Source organism: Helicobacter cholecystus, from assembly GCF_003364215.1.
GTDB classification, from domain to species: domain Bacteria; phylum Campylobacterota; class Campylobacteria; order Campylobacterales; family Helicobacteraceae; genus Helicobacter_G; species Helicobacter_G cholecystus.
Window position 1 is genome coordinate 19,014 of the sequence record NZ_NXLU01000004.1, and the last position, 22,497, is coordinate 41,510.

Here is a 22,497-nt window from a genome sequence, read left to right on the forward strand (position 1 = left end):
TTTTTCCTTAAAAAATTTTTCCTAATTTCTTCTCTAGTCCATATCCTGCATCTAACACACTTTGCTCATCAAATTTCTTGCCAATAAATTGCATTCCAATGGACATTCCCTCTTCATTTACCCCAACTGGCAAAGAAAGTGCAGGAAGTCCAGCAAGATTAACAGAGATTGTATAAATATCGCTGAGATACATTTGTAGCGGTGAGCTTGTGCTGCCAAATTTTGGAGCTACACTTGGAGCAATTGGGCAAAAAATCACATCTGCATCTTCAAAAATCTCATCAAATTGCGCACAAATCATCTCTCTTACTTTTTGAGCTTTGAGATAATAAGCATCATAAAATCCACTACTAAGAACAAAACTTCCTAGCATAATCCTTCTTTTAACTTCCTCACCAAAACCCTCTGAACGCGTTTTAAGATAAAGCTCAGTAAGATTTGTAATTCCCTCAGGACGATTCCCATATCTCACTCCATCAAATCGTGCAAGATTTGAGCTCGCTTCAGCAGTGCAGATAATATAGTAGGCAGAAATATGATAACTTGTATCAAGCATTTGTTTCTCAATGATTGTATGCCCCATTGCTTGGAGTGTAGAGATGGTTTTTTCATAAGCATCTTGGATTTCTCTAGTTGCATCTTTAAGAAAGTCTCTCAAAACTGCAATTTTAAATTTTTTATCTGCATTAAGATTTGTATGAGTTTGAGTGGGTTGGATTGCCGCACTTGTAGAATCTCTCTTGTCATTTCCACTGATTGCATCAAAGAGAATTGAGGCATCTTCTACATTTTGTGTAATGGGTCCAATTTGATCTAAACTTGAGCTATATGCTACAAGTCCATATCGGCTCACACTTCCATAAGTAGGTTTCAACCCTACACAGCCACAAAATCCTGCTGGCTGACGAATAGATCCCCCTGTATCACTTCCCAAACTTGCAATTGCAAGCCCACCCACAACAGCAGCTGCTCCACCCCCACTACTTCCTCCAGGAACCCTTGAAGAATCTCTTGGATGAAGTGTTGGCCCATAAGCACTGCTTGCGGTTGTGCTTCCCATTGCAAACTCATCCATGTTGGCTCTTCCAAATCCACACATATTGTGATTATGGAGCCTATCAATTACTGTGGCATTATAAGGAGCAATATAACCTTTAAGAATCTTACTTGCACAAGTAATTTCCCAGCCCTTAACATTAATATTGTCTTTGATTAAAATTGGCACTCCCCCCTCTTTGCTTGTTTGCACATCGCCAATATAAGCATTAAGATTGCTTTGCTTTACTTTTTGTGTTATTTCTTTTTTGAGCTCTTTTAATGCACTTTCATCAAGGCTCAATGCTTCTTTTAATGTAACCATTTCTCCACTCCAAAAAAATTTTTAAATTATAAGAGAAATTAACTAAAAAACCTCTTAGTTTGCCCAAAAAGAAGCAAATAGAAAGGATTTTTTATTGTTATAGTGGATTTTCCCTCCCTTAGGAGGAAAAATAAAGGATTAGAATGTAGGTTTAGGAGTTTTATCTGAATTTACAGGAAGAATAGGATAGACAATTTGAGGTTTTGTTCCTGTAAGAGATTGAAGGAAGGTTTGAATTTTTTCTGCTTCTTCGTCACTGATATCAATTCCAAGCTGAATTGATCCCATTTCTTTGATTGCATCTTTAAGATCCCAGAATTGTCCATTATGGAAATATGGCATTGTCTCAGCAATATTTCTTAATGTTGGAACCTTGACAAGTCCATCCTTATCTCCTTTAAATCCACCAATATTTGCAAATTTATAAGGCTGTGCCACACCAAAGGGTTGCATTCCACCACCAAGATTTACTCCACTATGACAGCTTACACAACCTTTGTCTAAGAAAAGCTTAAATCCTTCTTGCTCTTTAGCATTTAATGCTTTAAGGTTTCCATTCATAAACTCATCATAGCGACTTGGGGTATTGAGTGTGCTTTCAAAAATTGCAATTGTATCTGTAATGAGCTTAAAATCAATCTTTACATCTTTTCCATAAGCCTTTTTAAATGCATCAACATACCCAGGAATTGAAGTGATTTTCTCTACTACAAGTGCTGGAGGCGCTGACATTTCAACATCGCTTTGAATTGGACCTTGAGCTTGTTCTCCTAAATTGTGTGCTCTACCATCCCAAAATTGAACATCATTAAAAAGAGAATTATATGTTGTTGGGGAATTAAGTGCACTTGGATTGGCTCGCCATCGATGACCAATTGCTGTTGGAACTAAATCTGCTCCACCAAGAGCAAGATTATGGCATGTATTACAAGAAATAAGATTTGAAGAAGAAATTCTAGGATCAAAATAAAGCATTTTTCCTAATTCAATCTGATCTTTTGTAAGGAGTTTTTCTGCTTTTACACCCATATCTTTAATTTTTGTAATTTGCAAAGATTTTAACTGTTTTCCTTGAGGCATTGCGCTCAAACCTGCATCCTTTGCTTCTTTAAGCAAATCATTTGAATTTATTCCTGCTAATGCTAGAGAAGCACTGAATGCGACCATTGACAAAACTTTCATATTTTTCTCCTTGTGTTTAAAAATTTTAATAGAAATTGTATCACAAAAATTTGCTTTTAATAATTTTTATTGACAAATCTTATATTACCCCCTTTTTTTCTCCATTATTTTGGAGGAAGAAGATCAGGAGTTAGAAGGGGACGTCTTCTTGAGGTATTTGCAGGTGCATAATTTTTAGTTAAATAATCCAAAATTACTTTTTCAGTCTCAGGATCAAATTGCCACAAACCTTGAGTTTCCTGCATCCATCTGATTGCAGTTATCCAATCTTGACGCGTTCCTGTTGTCATTGTAAACATTTTTGCAGAGTGGCAAACAGTGCAATTGTCTCGCACAGTTTCCCAACCCTCAGCAATTTTTATCCCTGTATCTGGGTCAATCTTCTCTGCCGCAAAACCTAAACTCACAAGAAGTAAGAGTGAAGCTAGCTTTTTCATTAATCACCTCGCTTAAACAACACGCACTGCAATTCTATGGCAAGAATTACTCAAATATCCACGTGGATTCCATCCTGGAAGCACCATAGGCTGAGAAACACCTTTGTCATCTACTGCTCTTGCCCATACTTCATAATATCCGCCTTCTGGAAATTTAACATTTGCACTCCATTCTTGCCATGCAAAACGATTGAGTGGTTTTTTAACACTTGCTTTCTGCCAAGTTGCTCCAAAATCAATACTCACCCACATTTCTTTAACACTTCTATCTCCTGCCCACGCCTTACCACGCACTTCAAGAGTCTTATTCAGAGGGCTTTTAGTTCCTGAGAGAGGATGAGTAATAATAGATTTAACCACCATTCCTTCAAGCACACACATATCTTTATCAGGAACTTGCTCTCCTGGTGCAACAGGTTTACAAGGCATGCGATAGCTTTGTCCATTCATTTTTTCACCATCGTGAACCTTATCTCTTATCACAATCTTCTTAAGCCATTTTCCAGAAACACTTGCGCTCCATCCACCAATCACAAGTCTAAGTGGGAATCCATTCATATAGGGAATAGGAGCTCCTTCATAATCCCAAGCAATTAAATTTTCCTCTTCAAGCGCTTTCTTAATAGGCACACCTCTTGAAATTGTTTCCTTGCTTGCATCCCCATCAAGTCGAGTATCAGATCCATAGTATCCAATATAAACCGCATCTTTTTTAATTCCACAATATTCAAGAACATCTTTTAGCCTTACACCTGTCCATCTTCCACAAGCCACAGCTCCAATTTTCCATTGATTTCCTTTAGTGGCTGGAACAATTTCTGCTCTTGAATTACCAGCACATTCAACAGTAAGGGCATAGGTATAGGTTTTAAATTTCTTTTTCAAATCCTCAATTGTAAATTTCGAGGATTTTTACAAGACTCTCCAGCAATCTCTAGTGTCCATTTTTTAGGATCTAAAGTATCCTCTTGAGGTGCATTCCCATTATTTCTTATAAAAAAATGTTGGGGTGCAGTAAAAGGTGCATCTAAAAATTGCAATGGAGTTTCTGCAGTAATGGGTTTATCATTAAGATAAGTTAGTCCGTCTTTACCAGCAACGCTAAAAGGAGTATCACTATTTGCAAAAAGTGCTGGTATGATACCTGCTGGCATATTTTTTGCAAAAGGAATATTTGACCCAATAATTGATGCCATTGCTAGAAGTGAAGATTTTCGTAAAAACCCCCTTCTCCCATCACTTTCTCGTCCGAAAACCTCAAGATCTGCTTTTATGGGGTCTTGTGCATATGTTTCATGAATTCCTTTTTGGAGTTCTTTTGCATCTTTTTTCATATTTTTCTCCTTGATTTTTCAAAATTAAAAGGTGATCAAAAGTATATTTTGGTAAAAAAATACTTTAATGAATGAAATTTTATTCTAAAAATTATTTATCTTATGTTTATTTAATTTTTGATGTGAAGTAGAATTTTCTCTCCCAATTTTTGGTTTTTTTTTATAAAATTTGCACTTATATACTCCACTGTATATTGCTACAATAGAAGCTTACAAAGATATAAAATATTTATAAAAGAGGCCAATTTATGAATACTAAAAAATTACGTGAAATTACTCTAGTTGGCGTATTGCTTGGAATGTTTATTACAGTAATTTTTACAACTGCGAATGTTTATCTTGGATTAAAGGTGGGTTTGACTTTTGCCTCTTCTATTCCTGCAGCAGTATTTTCAATGGCTTTTTTTAAGCTATTTGGAAAAAACAATATCTTAGAAAATAATATTGTTCAAACACAAGTTTCAGCAGCTGGAACACTTTCTGCCGTAGTATTTATCATTCCTGCACTTTTTTTTGTAGGCTATTGGAGTGGATTTGATTTTTGGCATACATTTGCAATTTGTGCTGGGGGTGGAATTCTGGGTGTTATTTTTACCGTTCCACTAAGAATTGAGCTTGTAGAAAAAAATAAACTCCCCTACCCTGAAGGTATTGCTGCAGCGGAGGTTTTACAACTTGGAGAGAAAAAAGAAAATAAAAATATTGGGATAAAAGAAATGCTCTTAGGAACTTCTTTAGCTGGAAGTTCAATTTTCCTCTCTCAAGGGTTGAAAGTAATGAGTGATGGAATAGCATGGTTTTTCAATATAGGAAAAGCAATTTTTCAGATTCCCTTTGGATTTTCACTTGCACTCATTGGAGCAGGCTGGCTCGTAGGGATTAGTGTTGGGGTGGCGATCTTTGCAGGAATCATCCTTACATGGTGTATACTTGTCCCTATAATCACTGCACTCAATCCTCTTGAAGGTAATATTGCAGATATTGCGATGAGTGTTTGGAAAAATCAGGTCCGTTTTATTGGTGTAGGAATGATTGGAATTTCAGCACTTTGGACCTTTGTTAAAATGCTAAAACCTACCTTCTCTGGACTCTCTCAATCATTTAAATTCTCAACCAGTGCACAAAAAGATATCCCTGTAAAATGGCTTTTAATAGGATTTATAGGAATTATTCTTGTGCTTATTGGTGTGTTTTATGATTTTGTATCAAGTGCCTCTTTTTCTCCCCTTGTTACTTGGACTTTTGTATTTGTTTGTAGTCTTGCAGCAATAATTATTGGATTCCTTATTTCTGCAACTTGTGGATATATGGCAGGACTTGTTGGTTCTTCATCTAGCCCCATTTCTAGCATTGGAATTATAGGAGTAGTATTGCTTTCACTTTGTATCTTGGGCGTAAGTAAAATTTTTGCACTAGAACTCAGTGATGGAAACAAGCATTTCCTTATCGCTCTTAGCCTTTTTTCTACCTCTATTGTTCTTGCTGTTGCAACAATTGCCAATGACAATCTCCAAGATCTTAAAACAGGAATGCTTGTAGGTGCAACACCTTGGAAACAAGAGGTTATTTTGATGCTTGGATGTATTGTAGGAGCCTCAGTTATTGCTCCTGTACTTAATCTTCTCTATGAAGCCTATGGTTTTGTAGGACATTTACCGCGGGAGGGAATGAGTGATACAAATGCACTGAATGCTCCACAGGCAATTTTAATGAGTGCTATCGCTGAGGGAATCTTTAAAAGCACTTTGAATTGGGGTTCTATTGGAGTAGGAATTTTACTGGGCATAATATTTATTCTTATTGATATTTTTTATGAGAAAAAAGCCTTTTCCCTCCCTCCTTTAGCAGTAGGGATGGGGGTATATCTTCCACCAATTGTAACTATTCCTATTTTCTTTGGTGCCCTTCTTTCATTTTTTGCACAAAAACAAGTTAAAAAACACTCGATCTTGCACAATAAGGATATTCAAGAAGCCCAAGAAACATTTAAACGAAGGGCAATGCTTTTAGCATCAGGTTTAATTGTGGGTGAGAGTTTAATGGGAATCTTACTTGCAGGAAGTATTGTAATTAGCATAAGTGCTGGTGGCAATGGGGATATTTTTGAAATCTCTGGAATTTCACCTTTTCTAATACATCTTTTTGGTTTTGGCTTTTTTACCCTTAGCCTCATTTTTATTTATACCTATCTTGTTAAAAGGAATTAAATGCAAGAATTTGATGCCATTCAAGAAGCTTTCTCAAGCTTCTTATTTTATCACTCTTTTTTTTCGGCATTTTTGGCACTTCCCTTTATTATGAATCTCATTACGCTTTTTACTTACAAGAGTTTTGCTTCTTTGAATAAAAAAATTTGGTATGTGATGCCCTTGCTTTTTTTTCTTCTTGCCATCTCTGCATTCAGTGGACTCAATCTCTCTGCAATGGGACATAACTTTAGCTCACTTTGGGTTTTATTAATGTTTGCTTATGTTCTTTTTGTTCTGATTGCAGAAATTTATAGAATTAAACTCCTTAAAGTTGCAAGGCGCACCAATGAAGAAGCAATGCTGCAATATGTCAAAAAAGCAAAAATACTCTATCTGCTTGATTTGCTAGGCTTTATCTTTATCTTTTTTGGAAGCAAAGGTGCAATTTAGCTATCACCCTAAGGCGGGGGAAAAAATTCTTATTATTGATGGGGAACTTTATATTCATTTATATAAATCACGTCGAACAAGGAATGTCCAAACTCTTGCTTTTAGAAATTTAGAAGATGAAAAACTCTATCTTTACTCCCAAGAGAGTATCAATCGCAAACAGGCCACCCTCAAACTTCAAGAAACCCACCATACTCCTCTACTCTCAGGAAGTAAAGCTCATTTGATCTTGGCCATTATTGAGAATAAGACTCTTCAAAAACTCCTGCCCTTTCTTAATGAGCTTGGAGTAGAAAAGCTCACTCTTTTTTACTCAGATTACTCACAACGTAATGAAAAAATTGATTTAGAAAAATTTAAACGTATTTTAATTAATTCCTCCCAGCAGTGTGGAAGGAGCAATATTCTCAAAGTTGAAGTGTTAAACACTCTCACAGAAGTTTTATCTCATTATCCTCGGGTAGGAGTTTTTGATTTTGGGGGAGAGAGGTTGCATAAGACTTCTATACCCATTTTAATAGGGGCTGAGGGTGGATTTAGCCCTACTGAAAGAGAAGTGCTTAAAAACTTTCCAAAATATTCAACACAAGAGAATTTGATTTTAAAAAGCGAAAGCGCTTGCGTATATGTAGCAAGTCTACTTTTATAATTTGACTTTAAAGCTTATGGCGTCCTGTTTTGCTCATAAACATTATTCCCCTCACTATCGATCGCAACAATGCAGGGGAAATTTTCTACCTCAACTCTTGCAATAGCTTCAGCTCCTAAATCCTCATAAGCCAACACTTCATATTTTTTAATTCTTTCAGAGAGTAAAGCTCCTGCACCACCAATGCATACAAAATATACTGCACCATTTTTAATCATACTCTCAATCACAGCCTTACTCCGATAACCTTTCCCTATCATTGCTTTAAGCCCATAATTAAGTAAAGTTGGAGTATAAAAATCCATTCTTCCGCTTGTTGTTGGTCCTGCTGAACCAATAATCTCATTAGGTTTTGCCGGGCTTGGTCCCATATAATAAATACATTCTCCTTGCAAAGAAATAGGGGGTTGTTCTCCATTTTGAATGCATTCATACAATCTCTTATGTCCAGCATCACGACAAACTAAAAAATTTCCATTAATCAAAATACTCTCTCCTGCCCTTAGAGTTAAAAGCTCTCTAGGATCAAAAGGGGCTTGTAAAGTTTTCATATCTTCCTCCCTAAAGAACAATGCTTTTATGTCTAATTGCATTGCAATTAATATTAATTGCGACTGGAAGTCCCGCAATATGAGTGGGATACCACTCAATATTAACTCCAAAAGCGCTCACACTTCCCCCAAGTCCCTGAGGACCAATTCCCAATGCATTTGCCATTTCCAAAAGTTCATCCTCTAGCTAAGCATATTTAGGGTGAGAATTATGAGAGCCAATCTCTCTAATAGCTGCTTTTTTTGCCAAAATTGCACACTTCTCCATACTTCCACCAATTCCAATTCCTACTAAAAGTGGGGGACAAGAATTGGGTCCTGCATTTTGAAGTGTTTGGATAAAAAGCTCCTTTAACCCATCAACTCCTTGTGCAGGAGTAAGCATAGCCAAGGAGGATTTATTCTCACTTCCAAACCCTTTTGGGGCTAGAGTAATTTTAAGTCTATCACCCTCAGTAATATCATAATGTATCACCGCTGGAGTATTATCTTGAGTATTTTTTCTCTCAAAAAGTGGATCGCTTACTATGGATTTTCGTAAATAGCCTTGTGTATAGCCTTGAGCTACACCTTTTTGAATCGCTTCGCTCAAAAGCCCACCCTTAATATGGATCTCTTGTCCAATTTCCACAAAAACAACGCACAAACCCGTATCTTGACAGATGGGAATTTTTTTTCTTTGAGCAATTTGTGAATTTTCTATAAGCTGAGAGATAATGCTTTTCCCAAGCATTGAAGTCTCTTGAACATAAGCTTTTGAGAATGCATTTTTTACATCCTCTGAAAGCTCTTGGGCAGCACTAATACAAAGTTTTGCAACATTGTGAATAATTTCTTGAGTGTGTATTTCTCTCATTGCATCTCCTTTATAGAGATTCGGATTTTAAGACACTTAATAATATAAAATCCTGCATCAATAAAGTTCTATAAATTCTCTTTACATTTTTTACAAATTCCATAAATAGAAACACTCATAGCATTGATTTGAAAATCATTTGGAATCTCTTTGAGTTCAATCATTTTAGCGGTATTAATTTCCACATCTTGTAAAGAGCCGCAAATTTGGCAAATCAAATGGGAGTGTGGGGTATGATTAATTTCATAACGTTGCTTTTGGAGCGGGGGTTTAATTTCATTAATAATTCCCGCTTCACACATAGAAATAAGATTTTTGTAAATTGTTGCAAGGGAAATGGAGGGATAAATTTGAAGAATCCTCTCATAAATTTCTTCAACCGTAGCATGTCCAACTTTTTCAATTTCTTGCAAAATTGTAATTCTTTGAGGAGTAATCTTTAATCCACTATTTTTTAAATTTTGTTCAAAATTCATAATTGTTTTTCCTTTAATAAAAATTATTTTTTAGGGGATAATACACTATCAATCGTAAAAACTTATATAAAAACAAGCAAAAACAAAGCAACTTTTTTCTAAAATGCTCTTTATTTTTTATCGAAAGGTTAAAAATGTTCAATGTTTTTACTGATAGTTTTCGCTCCATTGCCAATAAAATCCGCTTTAGTGATGATGAAAAAGCACTAGATAAGGCTCTTGATGAACTTAAAAAAGTTTTGCTCAAAAATGATGTTTATCATAAAGCCACAAAAGAACTTCTTTCTAACATTCAAATCCAAACTAAAGCCCAAGGAATTGGAAAACAAAGTTTTATGAAAGCTTTGCAAGACTCTCTTACAAAACTCTTAAGTATTGGAGGCAATCAAGGTTTCACTTTTGCCTCCAAACCTCCAACAAATATCTTAATGGTTGGATTGCAAGGAAGTGGAAAAACCACAACAACAGCTAAACTTGCTTACTATCTCAAAGGTAAAAATAAAAAGGTTCTTCTTGTGCCCTGTGATTTACAAAGAATGGCCGCAATAGAGCAGTTACGCCAACTTGCCCTACAAATTGAAGTAGATTTTTTTGAATGCGCCAAAACTTCTCCACAAGAAGTTGCCAAAGAAGCTCTAAATTATGCACAAAATAAATTCTATGATGTTATTTTATTTGATACGGCAGGACGCCTGGCAATTGATGAAGGATTAATGCAAGAGCTCAAGGAAGTCAAAGACATTATAAATCCTCATGAAACTTTCTATGTTGCTGACAGTTTAAGTGGTCAAGAGGGGGTAAAAAATGCTGAAGCCTTCAATCAAAAAATAGGAATTGATGGAGTAATTTTAAGTAAATTTGATAGTGATAGCAAGGGAGGAATTGCACTCTCTATTGCCTATCAGCTTGGAATTTCTTTACGATTTATTGGCAGTGGTGAGAAAGTTGCAGATTTAGATATTTTTATGCCTGATCGTATTGTTTCACGTCTTATGGGGGCTGGGGATATTATTTCTTTAGCTGAAAAAACTGCTGGGGTATTTTCTGAGAAAGACACTAAAGATATTGCTAAAAAAATCAAAAAAGGGCAATTTGGATTTGAGGATTTTCTCAACCAAATTGAAAATGTCAAAAAGCTTGGAAATCTTGGAAATCTTGCAAGTATGATCCCTGGTCTTGGAGGGGTAGCAGGAGCACTTAAAAATGTAGATTTGGATAATTCTACTGAGATTAAAAATATTCGTGCGATGGTGAATTCGATGACCAAAAAAGAAAGAGAAAATCCAGAAATCCTTAATGGCTCAAGACGAAAAAGAATTGCAATGGGATGTGGATTGGAGGTTGCAGATATTAATCGCATCATCAAACAATTTGATAATGCTTCTAAAATGGCCAAAAAATTAAGTTCAAAGGGAGGAATTCAGGATTTAATGGGAATGATGCAACAAATGAGAGGAAAGGGATTTCCTAGATAGTTTAAGCCATTTTCTTCAATTAAAAAAGGAATGAATTTTGTCTAATTTACTTTTTTTTGTAAAATAAAACACATCTCAATTTCAAGGAAATGTAATGAAACTGGATTTTTATGCAACCTTAACGTCAATGGTTGCAGTTTTACTCATCGGTCGCTTTATTCTTAAGAGGGTAAAATTCTTACGAGATTACAATATTCCTGAACCTGTTGTGGGAGGCTTATTGATTGCAATTTGCATTACCATTGCCTACAAAGGATTTGATTTTCATATTGAATTTGATCGCTCTTTACAAGGACCTTTGATGTTGGCATTCTTTACTTCAATTGGTTTAAATGCTGATTTTGCATCCTTGAAAAAAGGAGGGAGTGCTTTAATTAAATTTTTGGCTGTTGTTGGAGCTTTTTTAATCCTACAAAATCTTATTGGAATTGGACTTGCTTCAGGTCTTGGACAAAATCCACTTCTAGGTCTTCTTGGAGGATCTATCACAATGAGTGGGGGGCATGGGACAGGTGCAGCATGGGCTGAAACATTTAAGGAAGCTCCTTATTTACTTGAGAATGGCTTAGAACTTGCAGTAGCATGTGCAACTTTTGGATTAATTCTTGGTGGGCTTGTTGGAGGACCTGTTGCAAGGTTTTTGATCAATACTCATAACCTTACTCCAAAACATCAAGAAGAGCATCTCAGCGGTTTTGAATCTCCTGCAAAACAAAGATTAATCACAGCTTCAAGCTTTGTAGAATCTTTAGCTTTAATTGCAATTGCACTTTTTATAGGAACAAAGATTGCAGATCTTTTTAAAGGGACTCCTTTAAACCTTCCAACCTTTGTGTGGTGTCTTTTTGTCGGTGTAATTTTACGAAATACTCTCTCAATGTTTAAGGTTCATCAAGTTTTTGAAAGAGAAGTTTCTGTAATTGGAAATGTGAGCCTCTCACTCTTCCTTGCTTCTGCTCTTATGTCATTGAAACTCTGGGAACTTGCAAATCTTGCACTGCCGCTTTTAATCTTGCTGATCGCCCAAACCATTGCTATGGTGCTTTATGCAATCTTTGTTACCTTTAGAGCAATGGGGGGAGATTATGATGCAGCGGTTTTGGCAGCAGGGCATTGTGGATTTGGTCTTGGGGCAACTCCAACAGCAATTGTGAATATGCAAACTATTACCCAGCATTATGGTCCAAGCCATATGGCATTTATCGTTGTTCCTATGGTTGGAGCATTCTTTATTGATATTCTCAATGCATTTATCATTAAAGTTTTCCTCATGCTCCCTATTTTTGGATGAAACCATTCATTGCAATTAGTGGGGGTGGCACTGGGGGTCATTTAGCCATTGCTCAAGCCCTTATGCAAGAGTGCCAAAAAGCTAATATCTCCTGCATTTACATTGGTTCAACCCTTGGACAAGATAAGGCTTGGTTTGAGAATGAAGAGGGTTTTTCTCATCGCTATTTTCTCTGCACGCAAGGTGTGGTTGATAAAAAAGGTTTGGCAAAAATAAAATCTCTTTTTTCTCAACTTAAGGCTATATTTAAAGCCTACAAAATCCTCAAGCAGCACAAAATTACTCATCTTATTAGTGTAGGGGGATACAGTTCAGCTCCAGCATCTTTTGCAAGTCTTATCATTAGGATTCCACTCTATATCCATGAGCAAAATGCAATCAAAGGCACACTCAATAAACTCCTTACCCCTTTTGCAAAAAAAATTTTTGGAAGCTTTCATGATGAAGCGAAAAATTTCTCTCCTACCTCCTATCCCGTAAGAGAAGAGTTTTTTACCCTTGCTAGAAGAAGACAAGAGTTAAAGACAATTTTATTTCTTGGAGGTTCTCAAGGAGCAGTGGCAATTAATAATTTTGCTCTCAGTATTGCTCCCATACTCCACCAAAAAGGCATTCATATCATTCATCAAAGTGGACAGAAGGATTATGAAAGACTTAAAGAGCAATATGCTCAACTCAATATTCCCGTTGAGCTTTTTGCTTTCAGTTCAAATTTGGTAGAAAAAATGACACAGGCAGATTTTTGCATCTCTAGAGCCGGAGCTTCAAGTGTATGGGAAATGTGTGCTAATGCCCTCCCTGCACTTTATATTCCCTACCCATATGCTGCAGGCAATCACCAATACTATAACGCACTCTTTTTCTCCCAAAAACATCTTGGACTTTTATGTCTGCAAGATTCATTAAATCCTAAAATCCTAGATAAAATCCTCTCTCTTCCCCTTGAAAGTATTTCTGCCTCTCTTCCCTCATATATCCACACTAATGGAGCAAAGGAAATTTTAGATTTGATTCTTCAAAATCCCCATATTGCTTCCTCTACTCCTTCAAACTCTTAAAAGAATACAAACTTTCCTCCAAACTGGACATAAACCTTATGAGAAATAAACTCTGTGTCTTCAAACTCTCTTAAGATTTTATACAATTGATTGTTACTTTGCAGGATTGATCTTTTCAATTCTCTAAAATATTTTTATTCCATCCAATAAATCATAGATAATTAATTTTCTATTTATTCCCTGATTAGTGTTGTTCTCTAAGAATACAGAGAAGAGAGTTTTTACATTTAATCTCTTTTATATTAATTTAAAAATTAACTATTACACTTATATTAAAAATAATTCTTACTTGCATTTTAATATAACTTTAATTTATAATAAAGAATTAAAAATATTTATTACTTTTTTGGAGGTTATTTTGTATTTACCCCTTCTTTCGCCCCTATGTGTGATTGTCTGTATTTTTTTCTTTCGCAATGTCTTTCTCTCCCTTATACTTGGTCTTCTGAGTGGAGCTATAATTTTTAATCTTTCTCATCTGCAAGATATTCCTCTGTATCTTGCTTATAAATTTAGAGATATATTCTATTCAAACTCTCAGATACATTGGGACAAACTTTATGTCATGGGATTTCTGCTTTTTTTAGGTGTATTTGGCGAAATTATCACAAAGAATGGAGGGGTTGAAGCTTTTGGAATTTGGATAAAGAAACATATCAAAAAAGCCAAAAGTGCAGAACTTGCACTCTTTGGAACAGGGCTTATACTTTTTATTGACGGATGCTTTAATGCTGTTGTTTTAGGTGCTATTGCAAAGCCACTTCATAAAATTTACTCTATCAGTAAAAAAAGATTAGCCTATATTGTAGATTCCACCTCTTCTCCTGTATGTGTGATTGTACCATTTTCTAGTTGGGGGGCCTATATTGTTGGAATACTCCAAAGTAATTTAGAAAAAGGAGAGAATGCATTTCTCATCTTTCTTCAAAGTATTGCATTTAATTTCTATGCTTGGCTAACTTTAATTTGTGTTTTGGCGATCATTTTATTCTCTAAAAATACGCCAAACTCCACTTCTCACACCTCATCAAACACTCCTAGTTCACCTCTTTTGCTTATAGTGCCTTTTTTCTCTTTACTTCTATGTATTCTTGCACTTATAGTTTATGATGGTTTTAGAAAAACTCACACTCTCTCTGTGATGCATATCCTAGGATCTGCAGATATTGGAAGAGCACTTTTTCAGGGAGGGGGAATTGCCCTCATCCTCTCATCTCTCATTTCTCTCCCTTCGCTCTCTATCTCTGGTTTATTGAGTGCTATAAAAGTGGGGATAAAAAATATGCTTCCAGTCATTGCAATCTTACTTCTTGCCTGGGTGCTTGGACCTGTACTCAAACAAGATTTACAAATTGCCTCCCTACTCTCTTCTCTCTTTTTTGAAAATTTTTCACTTCAATACTCTTTCTTGCTTCCTGCTTTTTTATTTTTACTCTCCATGCTCATTTCCTTTAGCACCGGAACAAGCTGGGGATGCTTTGCAATTATGCTTCCTATTGGGATAGATTTAAGTTTGCAAAGTGGTGGAAATATAGCCTTAGCAATTGCAAGTGTATTAAGTGGCTCAGTTTATGGTGATCATACCTCTGCAATTTCAGATACAACCATTCTCTCTGCTTCAAGCACAGGTTGCTCGCTTGATGCTCATTTTAAAAATCAAATCTTTTATGCTGGACTATGTGCCATTGCTTCTTTAGGAGCATTTTTAAGCTTTTCTTGGAACTCTAGTCTCATTTTGAGCTATATCATTGGGCTATTTCTTTTGCTCCCCATCCTTTTTTTAAGAAGAAAAAGGATGGCTTAAGAATATATCTCTGGATATTTTGCTTTAAATCTTTTATGAAACCAAAGCCAACTTGAAGGATGTTGTTCAATAATCTCTTGAGTGATGCTTGCTTGCTTTTGTGTAGCCTGAAATAAATCTTCTTCCATATTATGAGTATTGGCACAATAAAAGGGATCAATAAAGCGCACAATAAAGCGTGTATAATCTTCATTAAAATCAACAAAAACAGGTAAAATAGGAATTTCAAAGCGTCTTGAAAGAATAGAAGCTACAGGAGTGTGTGTCACATCTTTTCCAAAAAACTTCACCCATACTGCCTCACTCTCACTCATATTTTGATCAACTAAGATTCCTGCAATTTGTTGGGGCTTTGAATAAATTTTAAGCAATTGTTTAAAAGCTCCTTTTTTATTAATGAGCTTCACCCCATAATTCTCTCTTGAACGAATAATGAGCTCATTGATGGCTTGAAATTGCGTCAATCTTCCTAGAGAATATGTTCCATAATGTGGCAAAAAATGAGGAGTTGAATTTGCAATTGCCTCCCAATAGCCAAAATGTGCAGAAATAAGCACCGCACTCTTGTTGTGCTCCACAAGATTGGTAAGGACTTCAAGATTTTCATACTCAAATCGCTCTAGGAGTTTTTGAGGCTTCATATATAATGCTCTTGCACTCTCAAGTAAAATAAAGGCAAAATTACGATAACAGCGTTTAATAATAGCCTGCTTTTCTTTTAAAGTCTTGCTCTGAGCATATACAAAATCAAGATTACTCATCGCATCTTTATAACGTCGTCTATCTGCAAGTTGCAAAATTCCACATAAGAGATCAACACAGAACAAAAAAACTCTATGAGGAAGAAGATTTAAAAAATATGCAAAAGCACAAAACCCCCACACAAAAACCTTTCCTAATATTTTTTTCATTTTAACATCTCCCTCATTGTGTAGCAAATTTCTTGTGGTGTAATTTTGGCAATTGAGAAATCATTTTTTTTATACTGAGCATTAGGATTTTTAGAGAGTGAGAAGTTTTTCTCCCCACAAAGCTCAAATCTTTTAAGTGGTGTATTGCCATAGAGCGTAATGGAAGGTCTTTGCATTGCCCACGCAAGATGCACAATTCCTGTATCTCCTCCCACAACCCCATCAACCCTAGAAACCAAAGCCTTAACTTCATCAAGACTAAGCAAAGGTAAAAGCTTGGCTCTCCCCTCTTTTGCAAGGATTTGAGCTTCAGCAGGATAAGAGTGGAAAAGAATTAAAAATTCAACCTCTTCTTTCATCGCCTTACATACTTCAATCCATTGAGCCAAGGGATACATTTTTTCTTTTTTGGAAGCTTCAAAAACAATGAGAACTTTTTTCTTCTCTCCATAAAATAGAGGGAGAACTTTTTGAAGTGATTGGGGCAAAAATCCAAAGGCTTTTTGGGGTTGAAACACTTCTACACCTAAAAGTGCACCATTGCGTTTAAGAATATTTTCTTGATAAGGAATTTTTACTCTTTGATTATAAAAAAATGAAGCGATAGGCTCTTTAATTGAATCCCAGGCAAAACCCTTATAAATTTTTGCAGGAATCATTTTTCCAAGAATGGAAGATTTAAGCAAACCCTGCATATCAAAAAGAATATCATAGGCTCTAAGAGAGTTTAATTTTTTTTTAATCCCCCCTATTCCTTTAAAATCTTTTTGAGAAAATAGACGTTTAAGAGGAATACAATACACTGTATGCACCAAAGGAGAATTTTGCAATATGCCCTCAAATCGCTCATCAACAAACCAATCAATCTCGCAATCATATTTCTCTTTGAGTGCATAAAGAAAACTCATTGCAACAACAATATCACCAAGTGCGGAAAGCTTAATAATCCCTATTCTCAAAAAGCTATCCTATGAGGAAATTCAAGAAAACCTTCTTTTTTTCCTCCAAAAATAATTTCAAAATCAAAATGCTTAAGGATTTTATTAATCTGCTCCCTTGCCAAATATCCAGCCCCTTCAATCTGCAACACCCCTTCAGCAGGTGAGCTGTATTGTACTCTTGGATAATAAGAAAGGATTTTAGCAAGAGCAAGAAAGCTAGTTAAAAATCTTAAATCTCTAAAAGAATAAGACTTAAGACGAGATTCTTTGGGAATTTTTTTATTGCTGTATTCAATCAAGGCTTTAATTAAACTCCGCTCATTAAATGAAAATCCATATTCCAATCCATTAAAAACCAAGTAAGCACTATGGGCGGATTGGGAATGACAGCCCAACCGCTCTCCTAGAAGAGAAAGTCTAGAGGCTATGGATAAAGAATTTTTAAGTTTATTACTCATTTTATGCCAAGAACTGAGTGCATCAAAGATTTGTAAGGTTTGTTTTTTTATCTCTTTTGCCCTTGAATTCTTTTGTTCAAAGCGATCAAGTAATGATTTAAACGAAGGATTAAAATCTTTGGGGAATCTTCCTCCACTCCCACGAAGTAAATCAGCTAAAAATACCCCTTCTCTTACCCCAACACCACTTGTAATCACTTTTTTGCATCCAAAATGCTCTAAAAATGCACAAAAAATAAGTGCACCACTTTTGATACTGTCAATACGATCTTCACTAAAACCCATTTCCCTAAGCACTTCATTTTGACTTTGACAGATTTGATAAGCAAAGTCAATATAGCACTCTGCCTCTACTTCTAGTCCATGTAAAAAATTTACCCCTCGCTCTTTTGCGATAATTTTACTCAATGCTCTAATACTTCCACCAATTCCTAAAACATACTTATGTGAATATTCCTTGGAAAGCTTATTGAGCTCTTTTTTAATAAACTCTTTTGCCCCACTAATATCATTTCTTCCATCAAAAAATAGTTCTTTAATGCGAATGGCTCCAATATCTAAGGAGCTCATTGAAAGGATTTTTCCCTCTTCAAGTAATGCACACTCACTTGATCCTCCTCCAACATCAATTGTAATACCACTTTTTTGATGAGAAAGATTCACGCAGGCCAAAGCTCCATAATAAGCTTCCTTTTCTCCCTCAATGATTTTAATTTGTATCCCACATTCTTTTCTAGCTCGCTGTAAAAAATCCCTTGAATTGGGTGCATCTCTTAGCGCACTAGTTGCGACACAGAAAATTTTTCTTGCTCCCCTTTGATGGGCTCTTTGCATAAATTCTTTAAGAGCACTCAGAGTTCTTTGCATTGGATATTCTTGAAGATAACCCCCATTTTCATAACTTCCCTCCGAGATTCTTACTCTAGATTTGCATTCTTCTAAAAGAAAGAACCCTAAACGGCTAGTTCTCTCAAAGATCGCCATTCGTGCAGAATTTGAGCCAATATCAATAACTGCAACGATCTTTGCCATCTATTCACCCTGCTGAAGTTGCTCGTATTTATATCTTAACTCCTCCATGGATTCGATATTATCAGGATCTGAAATAATTGCATCAACAGGGCATACTGCAATACAGCTAGGCTCATCATAATACCCCACACACTCTGTACAACGATCTGGATCAATACAATAAATTGGATCCCCCTCTTCAATCGCCTCGTTGGGACATTCTTCTCTACATGCATCACACGCAATACATTCTTCTCTAATTAAAACTGACATATTTTCTCCTTAATAGATTTTGCTTCTTGTAGCCAAATTTTTCTTAATGAGGAATAAAATTTTATTATTTTAGCGACTTTTACAATTTAAAAGAGTCTTTTGATGCTCTTTTAGCTCATTTAATTCCAAAATTTTTGCTTCGGGTATCCCTGAAAAAATTTCATTAGCCTTTTGGCAATCCCCAAGTTTATAATATCCCCATGCCAAAGAATCTAAAAATTCATAAGAATTTGGAACATGCTTTAGAGCTTCTTTAACATACTCTATTCCCTCCTTAACTCCTAAATCATAATCAATCATTACATATCCTAAAAAATTGAGATATTCAGGAAAGGATTGAGAAGTTTTTTTTTCTTTTTTAAATTTAGAAATTCCTTTTTTAAGATTTGCAACCACTACTTCAAGATCTTTTTTACTTGCAGTTTTTTCAATGAGTTCAAAGTGATAAATTTCAGAGAGAATAAGCATTTCTGGATTTTTACTCTCATCATAAATCAGTCTTGCTTGTTTTGATGCCTCTGCAAAGTCCTCTTTTCCTACATATAATTCAAGTAAAATATTGCGATTCAGAGGGTATTTTTTAGCAATTTCAATGGCTTGATCATATTTCTTATTGTAGGCATAAACTGCAATGAGATTTGTAGCATTTTGAATTGTTGGGGATTGTTCCTCAATTCTTTTTAACAATTGTTCTACACGACTAATTTGCTTAGTTTTAACATAAAATTCAATGCTTCTTTTACACAGATCTTGAGAGCAACCATACTTTTCTAAGTGAGCATTAAGCAAATCTCCTATTCGCTCATTATTTTGTACATTGGAATAAATAGAAATAAGCTTTTGCAAACTCCTCTCACTATGATTTCCATCATAGGCTTTATTCAACTCTTCTAAAGCATCTTCTGTACGATTGCTTTGGTAATACAAACTTCCTAAAATTTCATGGACTAGAGGGGAACTTTCTTTTGTTTTGATCTTTTCAATCGTAATAATTGAATTTTTAACATCGCCTAATTTCAGATAAGAATCTGCCAAAACTTTTTCAATCTCTAAATCATAGTCTTTATTTTTTTTATGGAACGAAAGAACAAGATTAATTGTGCCTTGAGGATCATTAAGGAGCGAAGAGACTAAAATACTCTCTCTTAAATATTCAATTTTCCCACTCTCCTCATAGAGTAAAAGATAAATATCCCTCGCCTCTGCATATTGCTTAAGCTCAATAGCATTAAGTGCATCATTGACCATATCATCTTCATTGATTTCACCCCATAAACAAAGCATAAACAATAAGATGACCCCTATACTCTTCATTCTCTCTCCTCCTTAAATCTAATCCCTGGGCATTCTTTTTTAAGATATTGCAACTGTTCTTTTTCCAAAAATATTTTCCAAAATGGAAAATCCCTACACTGCTTAGGTCTAACTTCATAAATCTGACAACATTTTTGATTTTCATCAAAAAATATACATGCAAAGCCATCATTATAAGTTTTTTCTATAAAGGAAAATTTATAGCCCACTTTTTTGACATATTTTGCAAGAAACTCACAGAAATCTAAATTCAAAAATTTTGCCACCTCTTCAAGCTCTTTGAGTGTAGCAAAAATATATCCACTCTCCCCAATACAACACTTTCCTCCGCACTCCCTACATGCCCGATTATCAAACTCAAAGCAAAAACCCTCTTCTCTCATATCCTGTCTTTTTGCAAAAAGATAAGAATAAGCAAACATCCCATACCTAGGCAAATCACTTCTCCAAAAGAACTCAATGCTCTAGTGTTACTCAATAAAAAGAATCCAAATGAAAAAAGTGTTGTAAGAGTGGAAAATAAAATTGCACTTCTTGCCCCAAGTGTCCCGCTCTCTTTTGTGTGATAAATCCCATAATCCACACTAACCACTACAACAATAAGTAGTGCAAAAAGATGCATGATATTTATAGGTGTTGTTAAGGATAAATAACACATTACACAGGCAAAAGGAAAGAGGATAAAAGAGAGAGCATTTAAAAAATCCCCTCTTGTGCTTATTGCAAGCAAAACCACCATAGCCATAAATGCCAATCCCAAAATACTTACCATTGGAGCATAAATCCCTCCCGTAATCTTAGTAATCAAATCTTGAGTTTGGGAAATATTTACATCCAAGAGATGCTCTAACTTTTGCAAATCCAGTGTATAACCTTGAGCATAATATTGATCCTGCTGCTTAACAATCCTAAAACCCATCACACTTAGCTCATCAAAGTTGAGCTCATCTTGAAATTTTGGAATATTTCTATAGGCATAAGAGAGTGTTTGGGCAAGATGAGGATCGCTCTTACTGATTTGATAGAGTGCATCATCATAGCGCTTCATAAAATCATAAAAAGACATAGATTTATAATAACGTTCACGCTTTTTAATTTCTGCTTTTGTGGGCAAAATCGCTAAAGCAAGAGGAGCAGAGAGAGTTTGGCTAATCTCTTTTGCTTTAGCAATAAGGCCATTAATATTGGATGCATAAAACAGATAGGGCTTTTGGTTCTCTTGCAACTGAGCAAAAAATTCTTTTTGCTCATTCATTGCAGTATTTTGATAATCAAGCTTAGAGAGATCAAAATCTGCACTTATTTTAAAAGACATAATCCCTATAAGCACAACACTTAAGAGTAAAAAATAAAATGGAGAAATATAATTAAAAGAAATTGTTTCAAGCTTTTGATACATCTTAGGAGAAGCAAAGCCGATCTTCTGATACAAAAAGCCAAAACATAGATATGCTACGCCAAGGTTAATCATTGCATACAATGCAAGCTGATTAAGGAGAGGAAAAGGAATAAATAAACACACAAAAAATCCAACAAGCGTGGTGATAAATCCATAAAATACAGGTGAGTTAAATCTAATTTTGCCTTGTGTATAAAATCCTAAAAAATGATGATGCATCAAATAATCAATACAAATATTACTGATCCCTATCCCAAAGCTCAAAGACATAATGCTTACACTTGGATAAATCAGCAAAAGAGTATAAACAGCTATAAGATTGGAGAATAAAATGGTTGCAATCATATTAAATGTCAAAAATGGCATTCTTAAAATCACAAAATATAAAAGCAAGAAAAATCCTGCAGAAAAAATCATTAAGACATTGACTTCATCCATAATCAATTGAGGATTTTCTACACTCATAAATAAGGGTGAAAAATAATGCTTAATCCCATATTTTTTTGCCATAGGAGCAAATTCTTCATAAAGAAGGTGCACCTTTGTTGCATCTGAACTCTTCATTTCAATGATGACATAAGGCTCACCTTTATACATAAAATCTTGAGTAATATTTGGAATCTCAATGATGCCAAGGGGATCAAGAGGATTAAATTTTACACTTGAGGCAGACTCTATTAGGGCCTGTGCCATTTGGCTTCCTTCCATTGTATTAGGCTTAAGAGTTCCTACATAAAAGTAATTTTTATTTAAAAAATCTTGAAAAAATGTATTGGGTTTTAAATCCTGATGTACCACTGCGACATTGGGCAAGAGGGCAACTTCTTTAATAAACTCTTCAAAATGAGTAGAATTTTTTTTAGAGACATAGATCAGCTTTGAATCGCTAAATTTGCGTTGCAAATCCACCCATTCCCTCTCTGTCCCATTGGGAAACAAATCCAAAACATCAAGAGTAATTTTTTTACTCCACTGCTCTGGAGAAGAAAAAAATATACCAAGAGTAAGCCCCCCAATAATCAGTAATAAAATAAAATTTAAACTCTTTCTCAATTTATTCTCTTTCGCTTTGTAAAAT

Annotated in this window: 19 protein-coding genes and 2 pseudogenes; 7 read left to right on the forward strand and 14 right to left on the reverse strand. The window is 35.2% G+C overall.

Annotated elements, in window-relative coordinates; genetic code table 11:
- Positions 1-7: 7 nt before the first annotated feature.
- The 4 genes and pseudogenes from gatA to CQA62_RS04110 form a co-directional block, all read right to left on the reverse strand.
- Positions 8-1,360, reverse strand: coding sequence for an Asp-tRNA(Asn)/Glu-tRNA(Gln) amidotransferase subunit GatA (gene gatA, locus CQA62_RS04095; protein ID WP_104724665.1), 1,353 nt, complete (start codon positions 1,358-1,360; stop codon positions 8-10).
- A gap of 138 nt (positions 1,361-1,498) precedes the next feature.
- Positions 1,499-2,542, reverse strand: coding sequence for a cytochrome-c peroxidase (locus tag CQA62_RS04100; protein WP_104724666.1), 1,044 nt, complete (start codon positions 2,540-2,542; stop codon positions 1,499-1,501).
- A gap of 104 nt (positions 2,543-2,646) precedes the next feature.
- Positions 2,647-2,979 (reverse strand): hypothetical protein, encoded by a 333-nt coding sequence (locus tag CQA62_RS04105; RefSeq protein WP_104724667.1) that lies wholly within the window; start codon positions 2,977-2,979, stop codon positions 2,647-2,649.
- Between the two features lie 12 nt (positions 2,980-2,991).
- A pseudogene (locus CQA62_RS04110) lies at positions 2,992-4,253 on the reverse strand (sulfite oxidase).
- A 308-nt stretch (positions 4,254-4,561) separates the two neighbouring features.
- Here CQA62_RS04110 and CQA62_RS04115 point away from each other — a divergent pair.
- Genes CQA62_RS04115 through CQA62_RS04125 form a run of 3 tightly spaced genes read left to right on the forward strand, consistent with a single transcriptional unit; the run spans position 4,562 to position 7,601 of the window.
- On the forward strand, positions 4,562-6,520 hold the full coding sequence (locus tag CQA62_RS04115; RefSeq protein ID WP_104724668.1) for an OPT family oligopeptide transporter: 1,959 nt from the start codon (positions 4,562-4,564) through the stop codon (positions 6,518-6,520).
- The gene (locus CQA62_RS04120; RefSeq protein WP_104724669.1) at positions 6,521-6,952 is read left to right on the forward strand and encodes a hypothetical protein; all 432 of its coding nucleotides are present in this window, start codon (positions 6,521-6,523) and stop codon (positions 6,950-6,952) included.
- Complete coding sequence (locus CQA62_RS04125; RefSeq protein ID WP_104724670.1) at positions 6,942-7,601, forward strand: 16S rRNA (uracil(1498)-N(3))-methyltransferase; 660 nt, start codon at positions 6,942-6,944, stop codon at positions 7,599-7,601. The genes CQA62_RS04120 and CQA62_RS04125 overlap by 11 nt, the downstream gene beginning before the upstream one ends.
- A 14-nt stretch (positions 7,602-7,615) precedes the next feature.
- Here CQA62_RS04125 and CQA62_RS04130 read toward each other — a convergent pair whose 3' ends face one another.
- From CQA62_RS04130 to CQA62_RS04140, 3 genes and pseudogenes are all read right to left on the reverse strand, one after another.
- Positions 7,616-8,152 carry a Fe-S-containing hydro-lyase gene (locus tag CQA62_RS04130; RefSeq protein WP_104724671.1) on the reverse strand — a complete coding sequence of 179 codons (537 nt, stop codon included), beginning with the start codon at positions 8,150-8,152 and terminating at the stop codon, positions 7,616-7,618.
- Between the two features lie 10 nt (positions 8,153-8,162).
- Positions 8,163-9,008: pseudogene (locus tag CQA62_RS04135) on the reverse strand (fumarate hydratase).
- 68 nt (positions 9,009-9,076) lie between these two features.
- Positions 9,077-9,484 (reverse strand): Fur family transcriptional regulator, encoded by a 408-nt coding sequence (locus tag CQA62_RS04140; protein WP_104724672.1) that lies wholly within the window; start codon positions 9,482-9,484, stop codon positions 9,077-9,079.
- Between the two features lie 134 nt (positions 9,485-9,618).
- Here CQA62_RS04140 and ffh point away from each other — a divergent pair, with 134 nt between their 5' ends.
- The 4 genes from ffh to CQA62_RS04160 all read left to right on the forward strand — a co-directional run bounded on the left by ffh (position 9,619) and on the right by CQA62_RS04160 (position 15,112).
- Positions 9,619-10,959, forward strand: coding sequence for a signal recognition particle protein (gene ffh, locus CQA62_RS04145; RefSeq protein ID WP_104724673.1), 1,341 nt, complete (start codon positions 9,619-9,621; stop codon positions 10,957-10,959).
- Between the two features lie 94 nt (positions 10,960-11,053).
- Positions 11,054-12,250: a sodium/glutamate symporter gene (gene gltS, locus CQA62_RS04150; protein WP_104724674.1), complete on the forward strand. Its 1,197-nt coding sequence runs from the start codon at positions 11,054-11,056 to the stop codon at positions 12,248-12,250.
- The gene (gene murG, locus CQA62_RS04155; protein WP_104724675.1) at positions 12,247-13,308 is read left to right on the forward strand and encodes an undecaprenyldiphospho-muramoylpentapeptide beta-N-acetylglucosaminyltransferase; all 1,062 of its coding nucleotides are present in this window, start codon (positions 12,247-12,249) and stop codon (positions 13,306-13,308) included. The genes gltS and murG overlap by 4 nt, the downstream gene beginning before the upstream one ends.
- 358 nt (positions 13,309-13,666) lie before the next feature.
- Positions 13,667-15,112 (forward strand): Na+/H+ antiporter NhaC family protein, encoded by a 1,446-nt coding sequence (locus CQA62_RS04160; RefSeq protein WP_104724676.1) that lies wholly within the window; start codon positions 13,667-13,669, stop codon positions 15,110-15,112.
- Here CQA62_RS04160 and CQA62_RS04165 read toward each other — a convergent pair.
- The 7 genes from CQA62_RS04165 to CQA62_RS04195 form a co-directional block, all read right to left on the reverse strand.
- Positions 15,109-16,023: a lipid A biosynthesis lauroyl acyltransferase gene (locus CQA62_RS04165; protein WP_104724677.1), complete on the reverse strand. Its 915-nt coding sequence runs from the start codon at positions 16,021-16,023 to the stop codon at positions 15,109-15,111. The two genes, CQA62_RS04160 and CQA62_RS04165, sit on opposite strands and share 4 nt — an antisense overlap.
- On the reverse strand, positions 16,020-16,982 hold the full coding sequence (gene waaC, locus CQA62_RS04170) for a lipopolysaccharide heptosyltransferase I (protein ID WP_104724678.1): 963 nt from the start codon (positions 16,980-16,982) through the stop codon (positions 16,020-16,022). Before waaC ends, CQA62_RS04165 begins: the two co-directional genes overlap by 4 nt.
- Positions 16,979-18,454, reverse strand: coding sequence for a Ppx/GppA phosphatase family protein (locus CQA62_RS04175; protein WP_104724679.1), 1,476 nt, complete (start codon positions 18,452-18,454; stop codon positions 16,979-16,981). Before CQA62_RS04175 ends, waaC begins: the two co-directional genes overlap by 4 nt.
- The gene (locus tag CQA62_RS04180; protein WP_104724680.1) at positions 18,455-18,706 is read right to left on the reverse strand and encodes a YfhL family 4Fe-4S dicluster ferredoxin; all 252 of its coding nucleotides are present in this window, start codon (positions 18,704-18,706) and stop codon (positions 18,455-18,457) included.
- 69 nt (positions 18,707-18,775) lie between these two features.
- On the reverse strand, positions 18,776-20,020 hold the full coding sequence (locus CQA62_RS04185; RefSeq protein ID WP_104724681.1) for a tetratricopeptide repeat protein: 1,245 nt from the start codon (positions 20,018-20,020) through the stop codon (positions 18,776-18,778).
- Complete coding sequence (locus CQA62_RS04190; protein WP_104724752.1) at positions 20,017-20,403, reverse strand: YkgJ family cysteine cluster protein; 387 nt, start codon at positions 20,401-20,403, stop codon at positions 20,017-20,019. Before CQA62_RS04190 ends, CQA62_RS04185 begins: the two co-directional genes overlap by 4 nt.
- On the reverse strand, positions 20,400-22,472 hold the full coding sequence (locus tag CQA62_RS04195) for an MMPL family transporter (protein WP_104724682.1): 2,073 nt from the start codon (positions 22,470-22,472) through the stop codon (positions 20,400-20,402). The genes CQA62_RS04190 and CQA62_RS04195 overlap by 4 nt, the downstream gene beginning before the upstream one ends.
- Between the last annotated feature and the right edge of the window lie 25 nt (positions 22,473-22,497).